Source organism: Acinetobacter sp. S54 (assembly GCF_016624945.1).
Classification (GTDB): domain Bacteria; phylum Pseudomonadota; class Gammaproteobacteria; order Pseudomonadales; family Moraxellaceae; genus Acinetobacter.
The window spans coordinates 65788-81440 of the sequence record NZ_JACVUI010000010.1; the positions used below are offsets into that span (position 1 = coordinate 65788).

Annotated in this window: 16 protein-coding genes; 6 read left to right on the plus strand and 10 right to left on the minus strand. The window is 39.0% G+C overall.

Annotation, left to right across the window (positions count from 1 at the left end; genetic code table 11):
- Positions 1-22: 22 nt before the first annotated feature.
- The 4 genes from IAE20_RS13075 to IAE20_RS13090 all read right to left on the minus strand — a co-directional run bounded on the left by IAE20_RS13075 (position 23) and on the right by IAE20_RS13090 (position 3495).
- A complete protein-coding gene (locus IAE20_RS13075; protein ID WP_200461288.1) occupies positions 23-832 on the minus strand; it encodes a tetratricopeptide repeat protein in 810 nt (269 codons plus the stop codon).
- 196 nt (positions 833-1028) lie between these two features.
- Positions 1029-1736 (minus strand): DsbC family protein, encoded by a 708-nt coding sequence (locus tag IAE20_RS13080; protein ID WP_200482469.1) that lies wholly within the window; start codon positions 1734-1736, stop codon positions 1029-1031.
- A 206-nt stretch (positions 1737-1942) separates the two neighbouring features.
- Positions 1943-2665 (minus strand): YgfZ/GcvT domain-containing protein, encoded by a 723-nt coding sequence (locus tag IAE20_RS13085; RefSeq protein ID WP_200482468.1) that lies wholly within the window; start codon positions 2663-2665, stop codon positions 1943-1945.
- Positions 2666-3300: 635 nt separating this feature from the next.
- On the minus strand, positions 3301-3495 hold the full coding sequence (locus IAE20_RS13090; RefSeq protein WP_200461285.1) for a hypothetical protein: 195 nt from the start codon (positions 3493-3495) through the stop codon (positions 3301-3303).
- A 546-nt stretch (positions 3496-4041) separates the two neighbouring features.
- Between IAE20_RS13090 and sbmA the strand changes: the two genes are divergently transcribed.
- Positions 4042-5238 (plus strand): peptide antibiotic transporter SbmA, encoded by a 1197-nt coding sequence (sbmA, locus tag IAE20_RS13095; protein ID WP_200482467.1) that lies wholly within the window; start codon positions 4042-4044, stop codon positions 5236-5238.
- A 41-nt stretch (positions 5239-5279) separates the two neighbouring features.
- On the opposite strand, the gene IAE20_RS13100 is transcribed toward sbmA, so the two are convergent.
- Both IAE20_RS13100 and IAE20_RS13105 read right to left on the minus strand, forming a co-directional pair.
- The gene (locus tag IAE20_RS13100) at positions 5280-5795 is read right to left on the minus strand and encodes a chromate transporter (protein WP_200482506.1); all 516 of its coding nucleotides are present in this window, start codon (positions 5793-5795) and stop codon (positions 5280-5282) included.
- Between the two features lie 2 nt (positions 5796-5797).
- Complete coding sequence (locus IAE20_RS13105) at positions 5798-6367, minus strand: chromate transporter (RefSeq protein ID WP_413784500.1); 570 nt, start codon at positions 6365-6367, stop codon at positions 5798-5800.
- Between the two features lie 103 nt (positions 6368-6470).
- On the opposite strand from IAE20_RS13105, the gene IAE20_RS13110 reads away from it, so the two are divergent.
- Both IAE20_RS13110 and IAE20_RS13115 read left to right on the plus strand, forming a co-directional pair.
- Positions 6471-7373, plus strand: a complete 903-nt coding sequence (locus IAE20_RS13110) for a LysR family transcriptional regulator (protein WP_200482466.1) — start codon at positions 6471-6473, stop codon at positions 7371-7373.
- 326 nt (positions 7374-7699) lie between these two features.
- The gene (locus IAE20_RS13115; protein WP_200482465.1) at positions 7700-8731 is read left to right on the plus strand and encodes a hypothetical protein; all 1032 of its coding nucleotides are present in this window, start codon (positions 7700-7702) and stop codon (positions 8729-8731) included.
- 86 nt (positions 8732-8817) lie between these two features.
- On the opposite strand, the gene IAE20_RS13120 is transcribed toward IAE20_RS13115, so the two are convergent.
- Positions 8818-9396: a DJ-1/PfpI family protein gene (locus IAE20_RS13120; protein ID WP_200482464.1), complete on the minus strand. Its 579-nt coding sequence runs from the start codon at positions 9394-9396 to the stop codon at positions 8818-8820.
- Positions 9397-9651: 255 nt separating this feature from the next.
- On the opposite strand from IAE20_RS13120, the gene IAE20_RS13125 reads away from it, so the two are divergent.
- Complete coding sequence (locus IAE20_RS13125; protein WP_200482463.1) at positions 9652-10422, plus strand: hypothetical protein; 771 nt, start codon at positions 9652-9654, stop codon at positions 10420-10422.
- Positions 10423-10503: 81 nt separating this feature from the next.
- Positions 10504-11013: a hypothetical protein gene (locus IAE20_RS13130; protein WP_200482462.1), complete on the plus strand. Its 510-nt coding sequence runs from the start codon at positions 10504-10506 to the stop codon at positions 11011-11013.
- Between the two features lie 112 nt (positions 11014-11125).
- On the opposite strand, the gene gatB is transcribed toward IAE20_RS13130, so the two are convergent.
- From gatB to gatC, 3 genes are all read right to left on the minus strand, one after another.
- A complete protein-coding gene (gene gatB / locus IAE20_RS13135; RefSeq protein ID WP_200482461.1) occupies positions 11126-12613 on the minus strand; it encodes an Asp-tRNA(Asn)/Glu-tRNA(Gln) amidotransferase subunit GatB in 1488 nt (495 codons plus the stop codon).
- The gene (gene gatA, locus IAE20_RS13140; RefSeq protein WP_200482460.1) at positions 12614-14092 is read right to left on the minus strand and encodes an Asp-tRNA(Asn)/Glu-tRNA(Gln) amidotransferase subunit GatA; all 1479 of its coding nucleotides are present in this window, start codon (positions 14090-14092) and stop codon (positions 12614-12616) included.
- Between the two features lie 71 nt (positions 14093-14163).
- Positions 14164-14475: an Asp-tRNA(Asn)/Glu-tRNA(Gln) amidotransferase subunit GatC gene (gene gatC, locus IAE20_RS13145; protein WP_200461276.1), complete on the minus strand. Its 312-nt coding sequence runs from the start codon at positions 14473-14475 to the stop codon at positions 14164-14166.
- 131 nt (positions 14476-14606) lie between these two features.
- Between gatC and IAE20_RS13150 the strand changes: the two genes are divergently transcribed.
- A complete protein-coding gene (locus tag IAE20_RS13150) occupies positions 14607-15647 on the plus strand; it encodes a rod shape-determining protein (RefSeq protein ID WP_200461275.1) in 1041 nt (346 codons plus the stop codon).
- Positions 15648-15653: the final 6 nt, after the last annotated feature.

A 15653-nucleotide genomic window follows, 5' to 3' on the forward strand; every position in this document is an offset into this window, starting at 1 on the left:
GCAAAATCATATGTTGTTTCATTTAGCTTTTTGCTTTTGGAGCAGGTGCTTTTGCTTTTTCAGCAATAAGTTTATCGACCGCAGCCAGTGATTCTTTAGCCTGAGGTACATTATCCTGAGCTAAAGCAGCAAAAATTTTTCGGGCTTCTGGTAAATTTTGTGGAACAATATTCCCATTAGTCATCATATTTCCGACTGCCATCAGGGCAGGAATATAGCCTTTTTTAGCCAGACTTTCGATACTGGCTAAACCAACCTTAATCGCGGCTTCATTCTTGGTTTTAAAGCCATTACTAATGTCATAAATCGCTTTTAGGTGCATTGCACGATAATTATTTTTGTTAATTAAAGGTTGTAGCTTTTGTAGAGCTAATTTATTCGATGCATCTTTATTTTCAGCAAATAACAAAACTGCCAGTTCTATGGTTGCTTCATCCAGACCTGCACTCGACGCTTTTTCCAGATAGTCACGTCCTTTTTTTACATCTTTAGTAACACCTAGTTCGCCTGCCATATAAATTTGCGCAAGCCGATAAGTTGCAACAGGATAACCTTTATTGGATGCTTCTTCGTAAGCAGCGAATGCTTTTTTGGAATCCTGAGCCGTACCTTGTCCTAACTCACTCATAAATCCCTGATTATAAATCGCTTGAGCATTACCTGTTTTCGCTAAACGATCCATTTCCTGATATGCAGCATTATAGTTTTTATCTTTATACAGTTGTTCAGCTTTAGCAAACGGATTATTTGCTGCGCCTGTTTGAGATGCTGTTTCCGCAGCAAATGTGGTTGAAGATAAAGCAATAAGACCCGCGAGAAGAAGTTTTTTCATTTTAAAATCCTGGTGTCATACTTACATCATTCCATTGATGCACAATATGGGGGTTACATCGTGAATCATCATCATAAAAGCTTTATAGGGAATGTAAATATAAAAATTGCGATTGAATGTGTAATTTTTTTACAGGTGATTGCTTAATAATTGATTAAATGTGGGAAGTTCAAACGTTTCTAAACTTCCCCGAAATTTACTTGGTTTCATCTAAAAGCTGATTTAATTCATCTGCTTCCATTGCACCGGTAATTCGGTTGCCATTTTTGAGGAACATAGTCGGCGTTCCGCTAATTTTTAAATGTTTGCCCAATTCAAGATTCTTCTGAATAGGCGTCTGACAGCTAGCAGATTTTGCGGGTTGTTTTTTATTTAGCAGATAATTTTCCCATGCAGTGTATTGGTCTTTGGCACACCAAATCTGGGTGGCTATATTTTCAGCATTAGGATGTAACCCTTTGAGTGGATATAAAAATAAATAAATCGTGACATTATCGACCGATGCCATCTGCTTTTCTAGGCGCTGACAATAAGGACAGTCAGGGTCACTAAAGAGATAAAGTGTACGTTGTCCATTTCCTTTGACATGTTTAATCGCCTGATTTAATGGCAAAGTGGAAACATCAATTTTCTCAAGTTTCTGCAAACTGTCTTCAGTTAAGTTTTTCTGATTTTTGTTGTCGATCAAATTGCCTATAAAAAAGTAATTGGCATCATCATTCGTATAGACAATTTGCCCGCCCATGTATACTTCATAAATATCTTTTAATGGGGTGTTCTGTACAGATTGTACAGGAATATCTGGAAAATTCTTTTTTAGATTTTGCTGAACAGTTGCAATATTGGCATGGGTCAGAGAGATACTAAATAAACTTAGCGTAAATGCGCTCAATAAAAATTTCATGATGTATTCCACAATAAAAAGCCGTTTGATCATGCCAAAAAACGATGAAAAACAATAGTAAAGAAATGTGTTTGACTATTTGTGGAATGGCATGTTCTGTCTGTTTATTTGTCCAAACAGAACGTCTATTTATATGATTTACGACTAGACGTTCTGCTCTTAGACGACGTTATGTTTTTTTACTACAGATAGAGCATTTATCAGCACTATTGCGGTCTTGCGACATCACCGCTCAAATATTCGGGTAAATCCAAGACAGTTAGGCTTAACTCTTCAATTGCCGCGGGTTTCCCTACGACTAGTGCTTTATAGCCGCCTTCAACTGCAATACTATTGACCACTTCAACATCATTACTTAATTTTGTCGCAGGAGCAGGGACTTCACCATTTCCCAAGACTAAATGCAGCCAATGTTTAGGTTTTGCCTTAAACCAGAGACGTGCAATGATTTCCTGTCCTAAGTAGCAACCCTTGTCATAATGTACACCTTCACGCTGGTGTAAACGCAACTCTTGAGGTTGAAACTCATGTTCAGTTACCTGAGAAATCCATGCCTGACCAGATTCGATGCTTTGTAATTGCCAAGCGTTAACGTCTGTTTCGGCTGTTGAAAATTCGCTGCTTTTTTCTATTATTGTCGGAAACACCGTGCCTGTTTCCTCAAGTTTCATCTTGGAAAAAGCACCGTATTTGCGGATATGTTTAGCAAACTCTTCACTTTGATCCTGAGTGGTTACAATTTGAAAGCTTTCGGAAGATTGTTTTGTTAACCATAACCCAAAATGGATACGACCCTTTAAATCACAAATAGCGGTATAACGAGTACTATTTTCAGATAAAGCGTCTACATTGACCGTGACTTGGCCTTGTAAAAATTTTTGTGCATCAACACCATTGAGTGAAAATGAAGCGAAAGCTAAATTGCTCATAAGATAATTTTGAACCCATCATTTATTCCCAAGAATAGACTCTATTCTGCGCCATTTCTCTAAAAAAATCAGCTTTATTCCCTCAGGTTTTAAGTACTAAATGAAAACTAATCTCAACGAAGGTTGTGGTTGATCCAGACGTAATGGGAAACTTAATAGGTTCACTATAACCTTAAAGATACAGTCTAAGAATATTGAAAATTTTCGAGATTGGAAGAAAATGAGATGAAATAAATTGAGAAAAGAAGGGATGTGGGGAAAATTTTTCTTAGATTTTAAGTTTTTTGAGATAAATTTCCAATAGTGTTAGATAAAATGCTTAATTCGGAAAACAATCTCTCACGATTCTATCTAAACTATTTTACAAGGTCAGGAACAAAAGTTCCGCAGGGGATCGAAAAGAGCAGCATGCACCGAAACGTATAACGTAAGTGTGTACTCACCCAAAAGGTCTCGATTCGGCTTAGGACGCTATAAATCAAAAGTTTATAGGCAAAGGTTATGACTTACAAAGTCATGAGTGTTGAAGCAAACCCACAGTGTTTTCCCTTGACCCAAAAATTTATTTCAGTATCTGACAGAACCCTTAATTGTATAAAAATCTAAAGAACTTCACTTTACAATCAATAAAATATTTAAAGTTTGTGCCAAGTCTTACCTTCCTGATCTAAAGCGATAGTGAACGAAAAACCATCATCATCTGATACCAATAAAGAGTTGGGTGTTGGCATCATGACTTTAAGCACAGTGCCTTTTTCAAAAATCTTAGGTGCAAAGTTTTCTTTATGTAAAGTAATAGTTTCAAGAAGTTCGATTGCTTTTAAATCCATAAGAGTTTATTCCTGTTTTTCTAATGTATACATTCCATTCATTGTATATCACATTCCAGCAATTTTTGATTAATATCTGACAAATAAAATCATTTATAGCGATCAATTTTTTTAAAGTTAAATTTATATTTTTTAGAGAGATATGAGATTTTTTAGATATATTAAAACGATAAAACCGCTGTTTTTATTTTAAAAAAAATAACTAAAATCTGTTATAAAATATTGCCTATTTACCGAATTGAAGCATGCAAATAACACCATTTTTTATTCTTTTAAGTTCTGATAAATAATGCTTTAAAAAAAGAATCTTGTAGTCATGAAAATTAAGAAGTCTTAGCTCTAAAGTTTCTAGAAAATATAATTCAATATAAAAAATAGAAATCAAACTCATCAGTATAGATGTGTGCTTGTGTAATTCACCTAAAAAGAGCTATATAGAGCTTTACATAAATAACAAAGAACAGACAGTTATTTAGGCGGAATTTAAGATTTCGATCTTAATTTCTATCCCAACGATAGTGCGTAAAAAAGGAATATCGCAACTTCATGTTCAAGTCATTTTTTCCGAAACCGAAATGGTTTTTTTTGTCGTTGATTTTCTGGTTTGTAATCAATATCGTGCTTTGGTATGCAGGTGGCAAAGAATGGGGGGAGTTTTTAGGCTTTAGCAAAGGCTATGCAGAAGCTGAACTTCCAATAGGTGTGAGTCGGTTCTGGTCACCTGCTTTTTTATGGTTTTACCTCTGGTTTTTTGTCGCGACCACCTTGTTTGCATTGTTCTGGAAAACGCTTTCAGATAATCCGTGGCAGAAATGGTCAGTTTGGGGTTCAGCCTTTATTTTGTTTAATATTTGGTTTGGGGTACAGGTTAGTGTTGCAGTGAATGCATGGTATGTACCGTTTTGGGATTTGATTCAAAATATGCTGACCCATGGTGGTGGAAATATCATAGATTTGTATAAAGAAACCATGGTTTTCCTTTATATCGCTATGGTGGGTGTGACCCTTGCAGTGGTAAATGCCTTTTTCACCAGTCACTACGTCTTTCGCTGGCGTACGGCAATGAATGATTATTACACGGCCAATTGGGAAAAACTAAGACATGTTGAAGGCGCTTCACAACGTGTGCAAGAGGACACCATGCGTTTTGCCACGATTCTGGAGGATTTGGGGGTAGAGCTGGTAAAAGCCATGATGACTTTAATCGCATTTCTACCTTTACTTTTTCAATTGTCAAAATATGTTCCCGTCATTCCTGTTGTGGGAGAATTGAATCATTCCTTGGTTTGGGCCGCAATTGTTTGGGCTGTTTTTGGTACGGTGTTATTAATGGTCGTTGGCATCAAATTGCCTGGATTACAATTTAATAATCAAAAGGTTGAAGCAGCATATCGTAAGGAGCTGGTCTATGGTGAAGATCATGCTGATCGTGCGCAACCTGCCACTTTAAAAGAGCTATTTAGTCGAGTGCGTAAAAACTATTTTCGTCTTTATTTCCATTACGCTTATTTCAATTTAGTAGCAACTTGGTACAGCCAACTGGATATTTTATATAGTCTGGTTGTGTTGTTTCCTTCCATTGCTGGAGGAAAAATGACATTGGGCTTAATTAATCAAATTGGGAATGTCTTTGATAAAGTTCGTCAATCATTTCAGTATTTGATTAGTTCATGGAAAACCATTATTGAATTACTTTCTATTCATAAACGTTTAAAAGCCTTTGAATCCATTCTAGATAAATAAATCACGACCCGCGAAAGCGGGTTTCTTATCAGGGTTTGAAATTAGAGGAGAACAATACCCAAAGTTGCACCAAGTAACATGACCCAAAGAGGATGGATTTTTTTAAATAAACCCAAAAGCGCAGTCAAAATAACAATCAAGACCAATACCGTATTTTGTGCAGATGCCTGAGCAATCATCCATGCGCTGACCAGAACCAAACCTACCGTGATAGGTTTCAGTGCTTTTTCAAAACGGCGTCTAAAAGGATGATCTTTAAAACGTTGCCAGAATTTTAGTGCATAGACCGTAATCATCGATGAAGGACCAAATTTCGCCAACGATGTCACCAATAAACCAGCAGGACCCGCAACATGCCAGCCAATAAGAGGGACGATCATCATATTTGGTCCTGGTGCGGCCTGTGCCATCGCAAACAATGAACTAAACTGTTCAGCACTCATCCAGTGATGAATATTCACCACCTGATGTTGCATTTCAGGGAGAATGGCATTGCCGCCTCCAAATGCTAAAACAGAAAGCTGAGTGAATACTACGGCTAGAGTCATCAGTACCAAGATCATGATCTTTTCACTCCCAGAATCAAAACGTTAATGGTGAGTAAAATAAGTAAGGTCAAAGCCAGTGGTAGCTTAAACAACAGCATAAAGATGAATGTCAGTGTAATCGTCAACAGTGTTAGTTTGCTTTTTAAAATAGGACGAAGCATTTTGAAACCAGTGGCAAATAAAAGTCCTGCAGCTGCAGCCGCTAATCCTTGAATAAGATGTCGTACTACCGTTAAGTACTGAAAATGTTCATACACTTGGTAGATGATTAATACGATCACAGTCGGCGCAAAAATAAGTCCAAGTACAGAACTGATGGCGCCTTTAATACCTTGAAATTGCATGCCAATAGCCACTGACATATTAATGATATTGCCGCCGGGCAATAACTGACAAATGCCTAGGAGGTTGGTAAATTGACTTTCATCCAGCCATTTTTGTTGTTCCACAATCATGCGATGCGCTAGCGGTAACACTCCGCCAAAACCCATCAAACCTAAGGTCATAAATCCGGTAAATAAAGCCTTGCAATCAGGAGTTATCGATTGTTCACTCGCTATTGGCATGGCTTGAATTTTCACTACGTCACCTTTCATTGTCTCCGCTGATAGGGATAGCATGAGCGGATTGTGGTATATTTACCAATGCTATTTTTGGCATAAAACATACTAAAAAAGTATAGCTATGATTGATATACATAAACTGAATGCTTTTGTTGCTGTGGTTGAAGAAAGTAATATATCTAAAGCTGCGGTTAGGCTTCATATGCAGCAGCCTCCTTTGACCAGATTGATGCAAAGTCTTGAGCAGGAACTCGATAGCCAGCTCCTAAAACGATTGCCGCGTGGAGTAGAAGCGACCGAAGCAGGTAAAGTGCTTTATCAAGAGGCGCTTACAATTTTAGCTCATGCCCAGTCAATTCCTAGACGGGTTCAAAATATAGCGCAGGGCAAAGAAGGACAGCTGAATGTGGGGTTTACTCATTCGGTTGGATTGCATCCCTTTTTGCCCACAGTATTAAGAGCATTTCGTGATCAATTTCCACAGGTATCTATTCATCTGGAAGAAGAAAGTAGCAGCGCCTTAATTGATGCCGTTATCAATGAAAAGCTGGATATCGTATTTTTGCGTAAACCTGCTGCTATGCAGAAGAAATTGCATAGTCAACATATATTAAACGAACCATTAATGGTGGCTTTACCAAATAATCATACATTAGCTCAAACTGATGGAGCTATTCATTTATCAGATTTGGAGCCTTACGAATTTGTTCTCTATCGGCGTTTAGGTGGACAGGATTTATTTGATAATATTATGGCAAGTTGTTATCAAGCTGGTTTTAGTCCTCACGTTGTGCAGGAAGCGCCTCGTTTGACCTCCAGTCTAAACTTGATTGCGGCAGGCATTGGTTTGTCTATTGTGCCTGCATCTATTCAAGATTTCTGGAACAAGCAGATTATTTATAAAGTACTTGAAGCCAAAAAACCGTGTATTGCACCGATCTATGCTATTTACCGTGCAGACCAAATGAATATTCGAGTTCAGCATATTTTATCCTTGCTGCAAGTATCTGAGGATAAGGAGTGAGATAAAGAAAGAGATAACCATGAATCTTGCAACATTTAAGTAAGCACAACTTCTGCATAGACTTCAAGCTTCTGATCATTAGAAATTGCACCAAAGTGAATAAACTCACCTGATTCTATATTTGTATGAAAAACTTAACATATAGCTAATTGATCGATATTTCATTCATTATGAGTGAATAGAAAAAAGTTGGCATTTTATTACTTGTTTTGAATACACCATCAAATTTGATTTATTTATTTTTCAATAAAAATCAGATCATTATGTTTATTTTGGGGTGAGTTTTGCTATATTTTAGCGATAAAAAAGAACTGAGAAAAAGTAACGTGAAATCTAAATTAGGGATATGGCTGGGGTTGAGTGTCTTATTGTTACAGGGATGTGCTTCTACACCTAAAAACACTCGTATCGAAACAATGCAAAATTTTACTTCAGCTCAGGATTTAATTGTTCAAAAACAATTAAACGGGACCACAGGAACATCCAGAGCGTATATTTACGATTGGGGGCAACAACAGACTGGAGCGGAACCAGAATCCCTTTATCCACGTAAATATTTAAGTCAGTATTGTCATGCGAATGGCGGTAAATTTTCTTTATTGCATCGTAGCAATTTGAACTTGGTAAAAGACAATAATTCCAGAAAAATATTAGCCGCCAATAGCAGTGTTAAGCAGGGGATTGGTGCATATCAATGTGATCAAGGCGTTGGAAAAAGCTGGATTGTGTCAATTGAACCTGTTGCAGAAAGTAAAAGTAGTGAGATGGATAAAGCTGCAATTCGTTCAGTGAATTTGCAAACCAAAATAATGTCATTAGAGGAAAGTAAGAATTTTTACAGTAAAAATAATATAGCTTTAAACGCTGTATCTAAAAGAGTAGTTACTAATCAGACCTCGACCAAGAACAATAAACATCTGATTGAAAAAGATATGGACGCTAAAAAAGAAGTTGATCTTAAAAGAGAGGCAGATGCCAAAAAAGAGTTAGAGGCTAAAAAAGAGACTAAAACCAGTAATGAACCACAGCTAAAAAGTTCTGAAAAAGTGGCGGAAACACCGCAATCACAGCAGTTAAAATATTATGTGGCAGCACGTAAGGATTTGACCAAAGGTCAAAATCAGATCGTTGCCTGTAATAATGCTGAAAAAGCTTACAGTTATGGCAAGTTGTACAATACAAATGGAAGTAATGTATATGCTGAGTCGGGCGTATTGGTTGCAAAATGCCTAACCCATGTATCTGCTTATAAAAGCCGATTTAGCAATCCCAAAGCACGAGCTGTTGGGATTTTACAAAATCTTGCCACGAATCAGAACCATACGGGTGCCAAAAATATGCTTAAGCAAATTCAATAAGCCTCGAGTTACTTATTCCTTCGTTAAGTTTGGCCGTAAATGCGAAGTTTTAACGAAGGAGGATTTAATGAAGCTGATGATTTGGCTTAAAGTATGATCTTAGCTCCTAAAACTTTAACAAACTGTGACAGCCAGGCAGGATGAGCGGGCCAAGCAGGAGCGGTTACTAAATGTCCATCTGTGACTGCTTCTGTAACAGCAATATCTGCATATTGCCCCCCTGCTAATTTTACTTCAACTGCGCAAGCAGGATAGGCTGAGCATAAGCGTCCACGAATAATATCTGCTGCGGCCAATAATTGAGCGCCATGACAGACGGCGGCAATCGGCTTTTGTGCGTTGTCAAACTCACGGACAATTGCCACTACACGTTCATTCATTCGTAAATATTCAGGCGCACGTCCACCTGGAATGACTAACCCGACATAATCCTGTGTGTTGACTGCATCAAAATCATAATTAATGGCAAAATTATGGCCGCGTTTTTCGCTATAGGTTTGATCACCTTCAAAATCATGAATCGCCGTTGCAATATGATCACCTGCTTTTTTTTCAGGGCAAACGGCATGCACGATATAACCCAAGCCTGTTAAAAACTGAAAAGGAACCATCGTTTCATAATCTTCTGCATAGTCGCCAACGAGCATTAAAATTTGTTTGGACATGCGTTATCCTCTTTTGTTGTGTTTATGGTCAAGAAGTACAAAGGAAACATTGATATAAAGTTTTTATTAACCATAACATAAGCATCGATATGATTTAAGAGCTTCGCACAGTCACTTTAGTCGAATAAAATTAAACCATTTAGTCTTTACCAATCCATGAATGATTATTGATGTATAGGCTCTAGGTCTGGTTAAAACATCTGAGTAAATACAAGATGTAAAGTAAAAGATAGAACATAAAAGACGGATTAGAATATGAAGTACGATAAAAAAATTTCTGCACGATTGATCTTAGCCATATTGGGCAGTTGCATGGTGGTTAAAGTTTATGCATCACCACTCAAGATTCTTGATTTTAATCAAAAGCAGCTAAATGCAGTTGAGCAGCGGCAAATCTGTCAACAGGCAAAACAACTTTGTGAGCAGCCTGAAAAATGGCGAAGTCTTAAAACACCAGATCAAAGATTATGGTTACTTGTGAAAGATCATATTGCTGTGTTTACATCCTCGCAGATAGGTTTAAAGCTGGATCGACAATGGAAAATTTCTCTTGTTGAAAAAAATAAGGATGTTGATGAACAACCATTTATTTTTCCTAAACTTTTTCCAATGACTCAGACTCGTTATGCCATCGCTATGATTTCACCTTTTTCAGAAATGTATTCAGGTGGAGGGGCCAATATCGAACGTGCCAGTTTTTATGAATTGCTCGACAATGGTAAAACTAATCGCTTTATAACAGATTATCCCTTTAGTTTTAGTCGCATGATTCGTGCCTGTTTTTCCGAGCAAGACTATGAACAGTCTAAAGGCAAATGCCATGATGAAGATGGTCTAAGTCTGGATATTCGTCCAGTCAAACCGATGCTTTGGCAATTCCATTATTTTTATCGCTTGGAGGTGTCACCTGCATCAGACTCAGACGAGAAATCATATAAAGGCAGTCGCAATCTGAATATTAATTTAAATCAAGCACCACGCCAGCCCAACATTCCAGAACAGTGGAATTATACAGGGCAAGGCTAAGCGGTTTATTTACAGCCTACTAACAGATATAACGACTATATTTGTGATAGAAATAGGAAATTGTTGATTGGAGTTAAACTGATGTCACGCCTGTATTCTATGGTGCGCCGTAAATTTTCTTATTTTGGACATTCGCTTTTAATGGTTAGCGCTTTAGGCGGTACGGCACAAATGGCGAATGCTGGCCCTACGGTTGATCAACTCAGTGATTGTTTAGTTAAATCAACCACCGTGGCAGATAAAACGACTGTATTGCAATGGACATATGCGGCTTTGTCAGTACATCCAGATTTAAAAGCATTTAGTAATATTACGCCTGCACAAAAAGATCAACTTGATCAAAAACTAGCGCAAGTGTTACAGCGAATTATCGTCGAGCAATGCTCTGCACAGACCAAAGCGGTGATTCAGACTGAAGGTCTACAGGCGGTTGGACAGAGTTTTCAGCAGCTCGGGCGTGATGCTGGTGAAAGCATTATAAAAGATCCTGCGGTAAGTCAGCAGTTACAAGGTACGTTGCGTTATATTGATTTAAATAAGATTGCTATGACGTTTTTGACACCAGGTTTATTAAATAAAATTGGGTTGTAAAAATACAAAAACTTTAGCGTTGAATTTTGGCCTAAAACTGTTTTTAAATATTTTTTGAAAACTTTAAGAACAACCCGCTTAAAGCGGGTTGTTCTTTTGAAGTTTGACCAGTTTAACCAATCAATTTCTTCATTAATTCATTCACTTGAGCAGGGTTGGCTTTACCTTTCGATGCTTTCATCACTTGACCGACAAGACCGTTAAAGGCTTTTTCCTTGCCAGATTTATATTCTTCAACCATTTTTTCATTGGCTGCTAAAACGTCTTTGATGATAGCTTCAATTGCACCCGTATCAGTTTCTTGCTTCAGGCCTTTTTCGCTAATAATGTCATCAGCAGATTTGCCTTCATCCCACATAAATCCAAAGACTTGCTTGGCAATTTTACCACTGATGGTGTTATCGACAATACGAGCAATCATCCCACCAAGTAATTCGGCAGACACTGGTGAGTCCGCTAATTCTAGACCTGCTTTGTTTAAAGCGCCTGAGAATTCACCCATCACCCAGTTTGCGGCAATCTTCCCTTGGGTTGCACCACCAGAAGCAGCCACAACTGCTTCATAGAAATCGGCCATTTCACGAGAGAGCGTCAATACATGCGCGTCATATTCAGTCACAGCGAAGTTGGCGATGAAACGTTCACGGCGTGCAGCAGGAAGTTCTGGCATGGTGGCTTTAATGGCTTCAATTTGCTCATTCGCAATGATCACAGGTAACAAATCTGGGTCTGGGAAGTAGCGATAGTCGTTCGCTTCTTCTTTAGATCGCATTGAACGGGTTTCCATTTTGTTTGGATCAAACAAACGGGTTTCTTGGTCAATGGTGCCACCATATTCCAAAATTTCCATTTGACGTTCAATTTCAACATTGATCGCTTGTTCAATGAAACGGAATGAGTTGAGGTTTTTTAACTCACAACGTGTACCAAAAGGCCCACCTGGACGACGTAATGACACGTTACAGTCAGCGCGGAACGAACCTTCTGCCATATTGCCGTCAGAAATACCCAACCAACGTACAAGTGTGTGAATCGATTTGATATACGCCACAGCTTCTTCAACCGAGCGCATATCAGGTTCAGATACGATTTCAAGTAATGGTGTACCAGCACGGTTTAAGTCAATACCTGACTGACCTTCAAACTGATCATGGATCGATTTACCCGCATCTTCTTCAAGATGCGCCCGAGTAACACCAATACGCTTTACTGTGCCATCTTCAAGCTGAATATCAATATGACCCAAACCGACAATTGGATTGTCCATTTGGCTGATCTGATAGCCTTTAGGAGAGTCTGGATAAAAATAATTTTTACGTGCAAATACAGAAGCTTGATCGATGTAGGCATCAATTCCCAAACCAAAACGAATGGCAAGATTCACCACTTCTGCATTGAGTACTGGAAGCACTCCCGGCATAGCCAGATCAACCAAACTGGCTTGTGTATTGGGATCCTGACCAAATTCAGTTGATGAACCTGAGAAGATTTTAGATTGAGTTGCAAGTTGCGTGTGAATCTCAATCCCGATCACCACTTCCCAGCCATCAATAAGATTTGATTTTGGCTTTTTCTGTGCTGTTTTTGAGGTATTGGTCATTTATGCATTCTCCTCAGCAATTGCCGCACGTTGGGTGTGGAAGTTTGTGTCTTGTTGATATTGATGCACAATTGATAGCAATTGTGATTCTGACCAATAATTGCCAATGAGTTGCAAACCAACAGGAAGGCTGTTGCTATCAACTCCCACAGGTGCATTAATTGCAGGTAAACCTGCCAAGTTCACTGCAAGGGTATAAATATCACCCAAATACATTTCCACAGGAGTTAAATCTGCGCCAATTTTATAAGCAGTCGTAGGGGCGGAGGGTGCTGCAATTACATCAACACTTTCAAATGCTTTTAAGAAATCCTGTTGGATCAAACGGCGTACTTTTTGTGCTTTGACATAATAAGCATCGTAATACCCCGCAGAAAGGGCATAAGTACCGATCAAGATTCGACGTTGCACTTCAGCGCCAAAACCTTCAGAACGTGAACGCTTATACAAGTCCATCAAATCCACTGGATTTTCACAACGATAGCCATAACGAACGCCATCATAACGTGATAGGTTAGATGATGCTTCGGCAGGTGCGATCAAGTAGTAGGTTGGTACATAGCTTTCAGTCATTGTGAGATCAATCTCAACCAGAATTGCCCCCATGTCTTCGAGTTTTTTTAATGATTCTTCAACACGCGCTTTTACTTCAGGGTCTAAACCAGCCACATTGAAGTATTGCTTTGGAATCCCAATGCGTAAACCTTTTAACGATGTTGACTTCAAGTTTGCTACATAGTCATCTACTTCTTTATCAACAGAAGTTGAATCTTTGGCATCATGACCTGCAATGACATTCATCAAGTACGCACAGTCTTCAGCAGAACGAGCCATTGGTCCGCCTTGATCAAGCGACGATGCATAAGCAATCATACCGAAACGAGATACACGGCCATAGGTTGGTTTTAGACCTGTCAAACCGCAGAATGATGCAGGCTGACGAATTGAACCGCCTGTATCTGTACCCGTCGCGAAAGGTGCAAGATCAGCCGCGACAGCTGCCGCAGAACCACCTGATGATCCCCCAGGTACACGATCCAGTGCCCATGGATTTTTGGTCGCACCAAAATATGAACTTTCTGAGGTTGAACCCATGGCGAATTCATCCATATTCACTTTACCTAAAGTGACTAAACCTGCAGCTTTTGCTTTGGCAACCACAGTAGCATCATAAGGTGAAATGAAGTTGTCTAGCATTTTTGAACCCGCAGTGGTTTTAATCCCTTGAGTACAAAAAATATCTTTATGCGCTAGAGGAATGCCTGTTAGCACAGTAGCGTGACCTGTTTTTAACGCTGCATCTGCTGCATCAGCCTCAAGCAATGCCTGTTCAGGCGTCACAGTCACATAGCTTTTAATTTGCGTATCCAGTTTGGAAATACGATTAAGATAATGTTGAGTCAATTCGCGTGAAGAAAACTTGGCTTGACTCAGGCCTTCGGAAAGCTCGCGAATAGATAAGCGATGTAAATCTGTCATAAGTGAAAATTCTTTATCTTCAAATTCTAAAATATAAGGAGATGAATTAAAAATGATTCATCTGTTTTTAACTATTCAATGACGCGTGGAACCAGATATAACCCGTCTTGCGTTTCAGGTGCAACTGCCTGATATTCATCACGATGATTTGTTTCAGTCACCAGATCAGCACGTAAAGGTTGGGGATGATCAAACGGACTTTTCAGGGGTTCAACACCATCAGTATCAATGCTTTTTAGGCTTTCCATCATGTCTAAAATTTTATTTAGACTTTGAGCATAGTCGCTAGATTGCGTATCATTGAGCGACAATCTAGCAAGATTGGCAATTTGAGATACGGTTTGTGCATTTAAATCTGAATGCTGAGCATCCGATGTAGACATAACATCACCTAAGTCTGTATTAAAAATTTGCAAATAATGTGGCTTATAATAAGCGATTGACTTGTTCAAAGCATCACATTTAGTTAAAGTTGCCAACTTGCGTCCATATAAAGTTTAACTGAGAACGACCCGTGATTCTAAAACGACTAATTGGCTTGTTTTCGCCAGATCTAGCCATTGATTTAGGTACAGCAAATACACTTATTTATGCACCAGGCCGAGGCATTATATTAAATGAACCGACCGTTGTGGCGATTCGTCACAGTGGTTCGCAGAAAATTGTTGCTGCTGTAGGTCTCGATGCTAAACAAATGTTAGGTCGTACGCCAGCCAATATTTCTGCGATTCGTCCGATGAAAGACGGCGTTATTGCCGATTTTGAAGTGACCGAAACCATGTTGAACCAATTTATTGGTAAAGTACATGAAAAGCGCCTATTTCCACCAGCACCACGTGTTGTGGTATGTGTACCATGCAAATCAACTTTAGTTGAACGTCGTGCCATTCGTGAAGCTGTATTCAATGCAGGTGCACGTGATGTTCGTTTAATCGAAGAACCTATGGCTGCTGCCATTGGTGCAGGTATGCCAGTTGAACAAGCGTGTGGTTCTATGGTGGTTGATGTAGGTGGCGGTACGACTGAAATTGCCATTATCTCACTTCAAGGTTGTGTTTATGCAGATTCATTGCGCATAGGTGGTGATGTATTTGATGAACAGATTATCCATTATGTGCGTAAGGCACATGGCTGTGTGATTGGTGAAACTACGGCTGAAATCATTAAGAAAGAAGTCGGTATGGCTGTTTCTGATGGTCAGACTTTGGAAATTGAAGTTCGTGGCCGTAATCTGGCTGAAGGTGTGCCTCGTGCAATCACGGTCACTTCTGATGAGGTCATGCAGGCCATTTCTGATCCGCTACAAAGTATCGTCAGTGCAGTGAAGTCAGCACTTGAGCAGACTCCTCCAGAATTATCTTCTGATATTGCTGAACGCGGTATCGTGTTAACAGGTGGTGGTGCATTATTGCGTAACTTGGATAAATTATTGGCTCAAGAAACAGGTTTACCTGTTGTCGTTGCTGAAGATCCACTGACTTGTGTCACCCGTGGGGGTGGGAAAGTGCTTGAGTTCTTCGATAATCCGAACCATGACATGCTCTTTGTTGGTTAATACTAT

What these genes read in the sequence shown, in the direction of transcription:
- IAE20_RS13075 (WP_200461288.1), bottom strand. Translation starts at nt 832, where the DNA reads ATGAAAAAACTTCTTCTCGCGGGTCTTATTGCTTTATCTTCAACCACA.
- IAE20_RS13080 (WP_200482469.1), bottom strand. Translation starts at nt 1,736, where the DNA reads ATGAAATTTTTATTGAGCGCATTTACGCTAAGTTTATTTAGTATCTCT.
- IAE20_RS13085 (WP_200482468.1), bottom strand. Translation starts at nt 2,665, where the DNA reads ATGAGCAATTTAGCTTTCGCTTCATTTTCACTCAATGGTGTTGATGCA.
- IAE20_RS13090 (WP_200461285.1), bottom strand. Translation starts at nt 3,495, where the DNA reads ATGGATTTAAAAGCAATCGAACTTCTTGAAACTATTACTTTACATAAA.
- sbmA (WP_200482467.1), top strand. Translation starts at nt 4,042, where the DNA reads ATGTTCAAGTCATTTTTTCCGAAACCGAAATGGTTTTTTTTGTCGTTG.
- IAE20_RS13110 (WP_200482466.1), top strand. Translation starts at nt 6,471, where the DNA reads ATGATTGATATACATAAACTGAATGCTTTTGTTGCTGTGGTTGAAGAA.
- IAE20_RS13120 (WP_200482464.1), bottom strand. Translation starts at nt 9,396, where the DNA reads ATGTCCAAACAAATTTTAATGCTCGTTGGCGACTATGCAGAAGATTAT.
- IAE20_RS13125 (WP_200482463.1), top strand. Translation starts at nt 9,652, where the DNA reads ATGAAGTACGATAAAAAAATTTCTGCACGATTGATCTTAGCCATATTG.
- IAE20_RS13130 (WP_200482462.1), top strand. Translation starts at nt 10,504, where the DNA reads ATGTCACGCCTGTATTCTATGGTGCGCCGTAAATTTTCTTATTTTGGA.
- gatB (WP_200482461.1), bottom strand. Translation starts at nt 12,613, where the DNA reads ATGACCAATACCTCAAAAACAGCACAGAAAAAGCCAAAATCAAATCTT.
- gatA (WP_200482460.1), bottom strand. Translation starts at nt 14,092, where the DNA reads ATGACAGATTTACATCGCTTATCTATTCGCGAGCTTTCCGAAGGCCTG.
- gatC (WP_200461276.1), bottom strand. Translation starts at nt 14,475, where the DNA reads ATGTCTACATCGGATGCTCAGCATTCAGATTTAAATGCACAAACCGTA.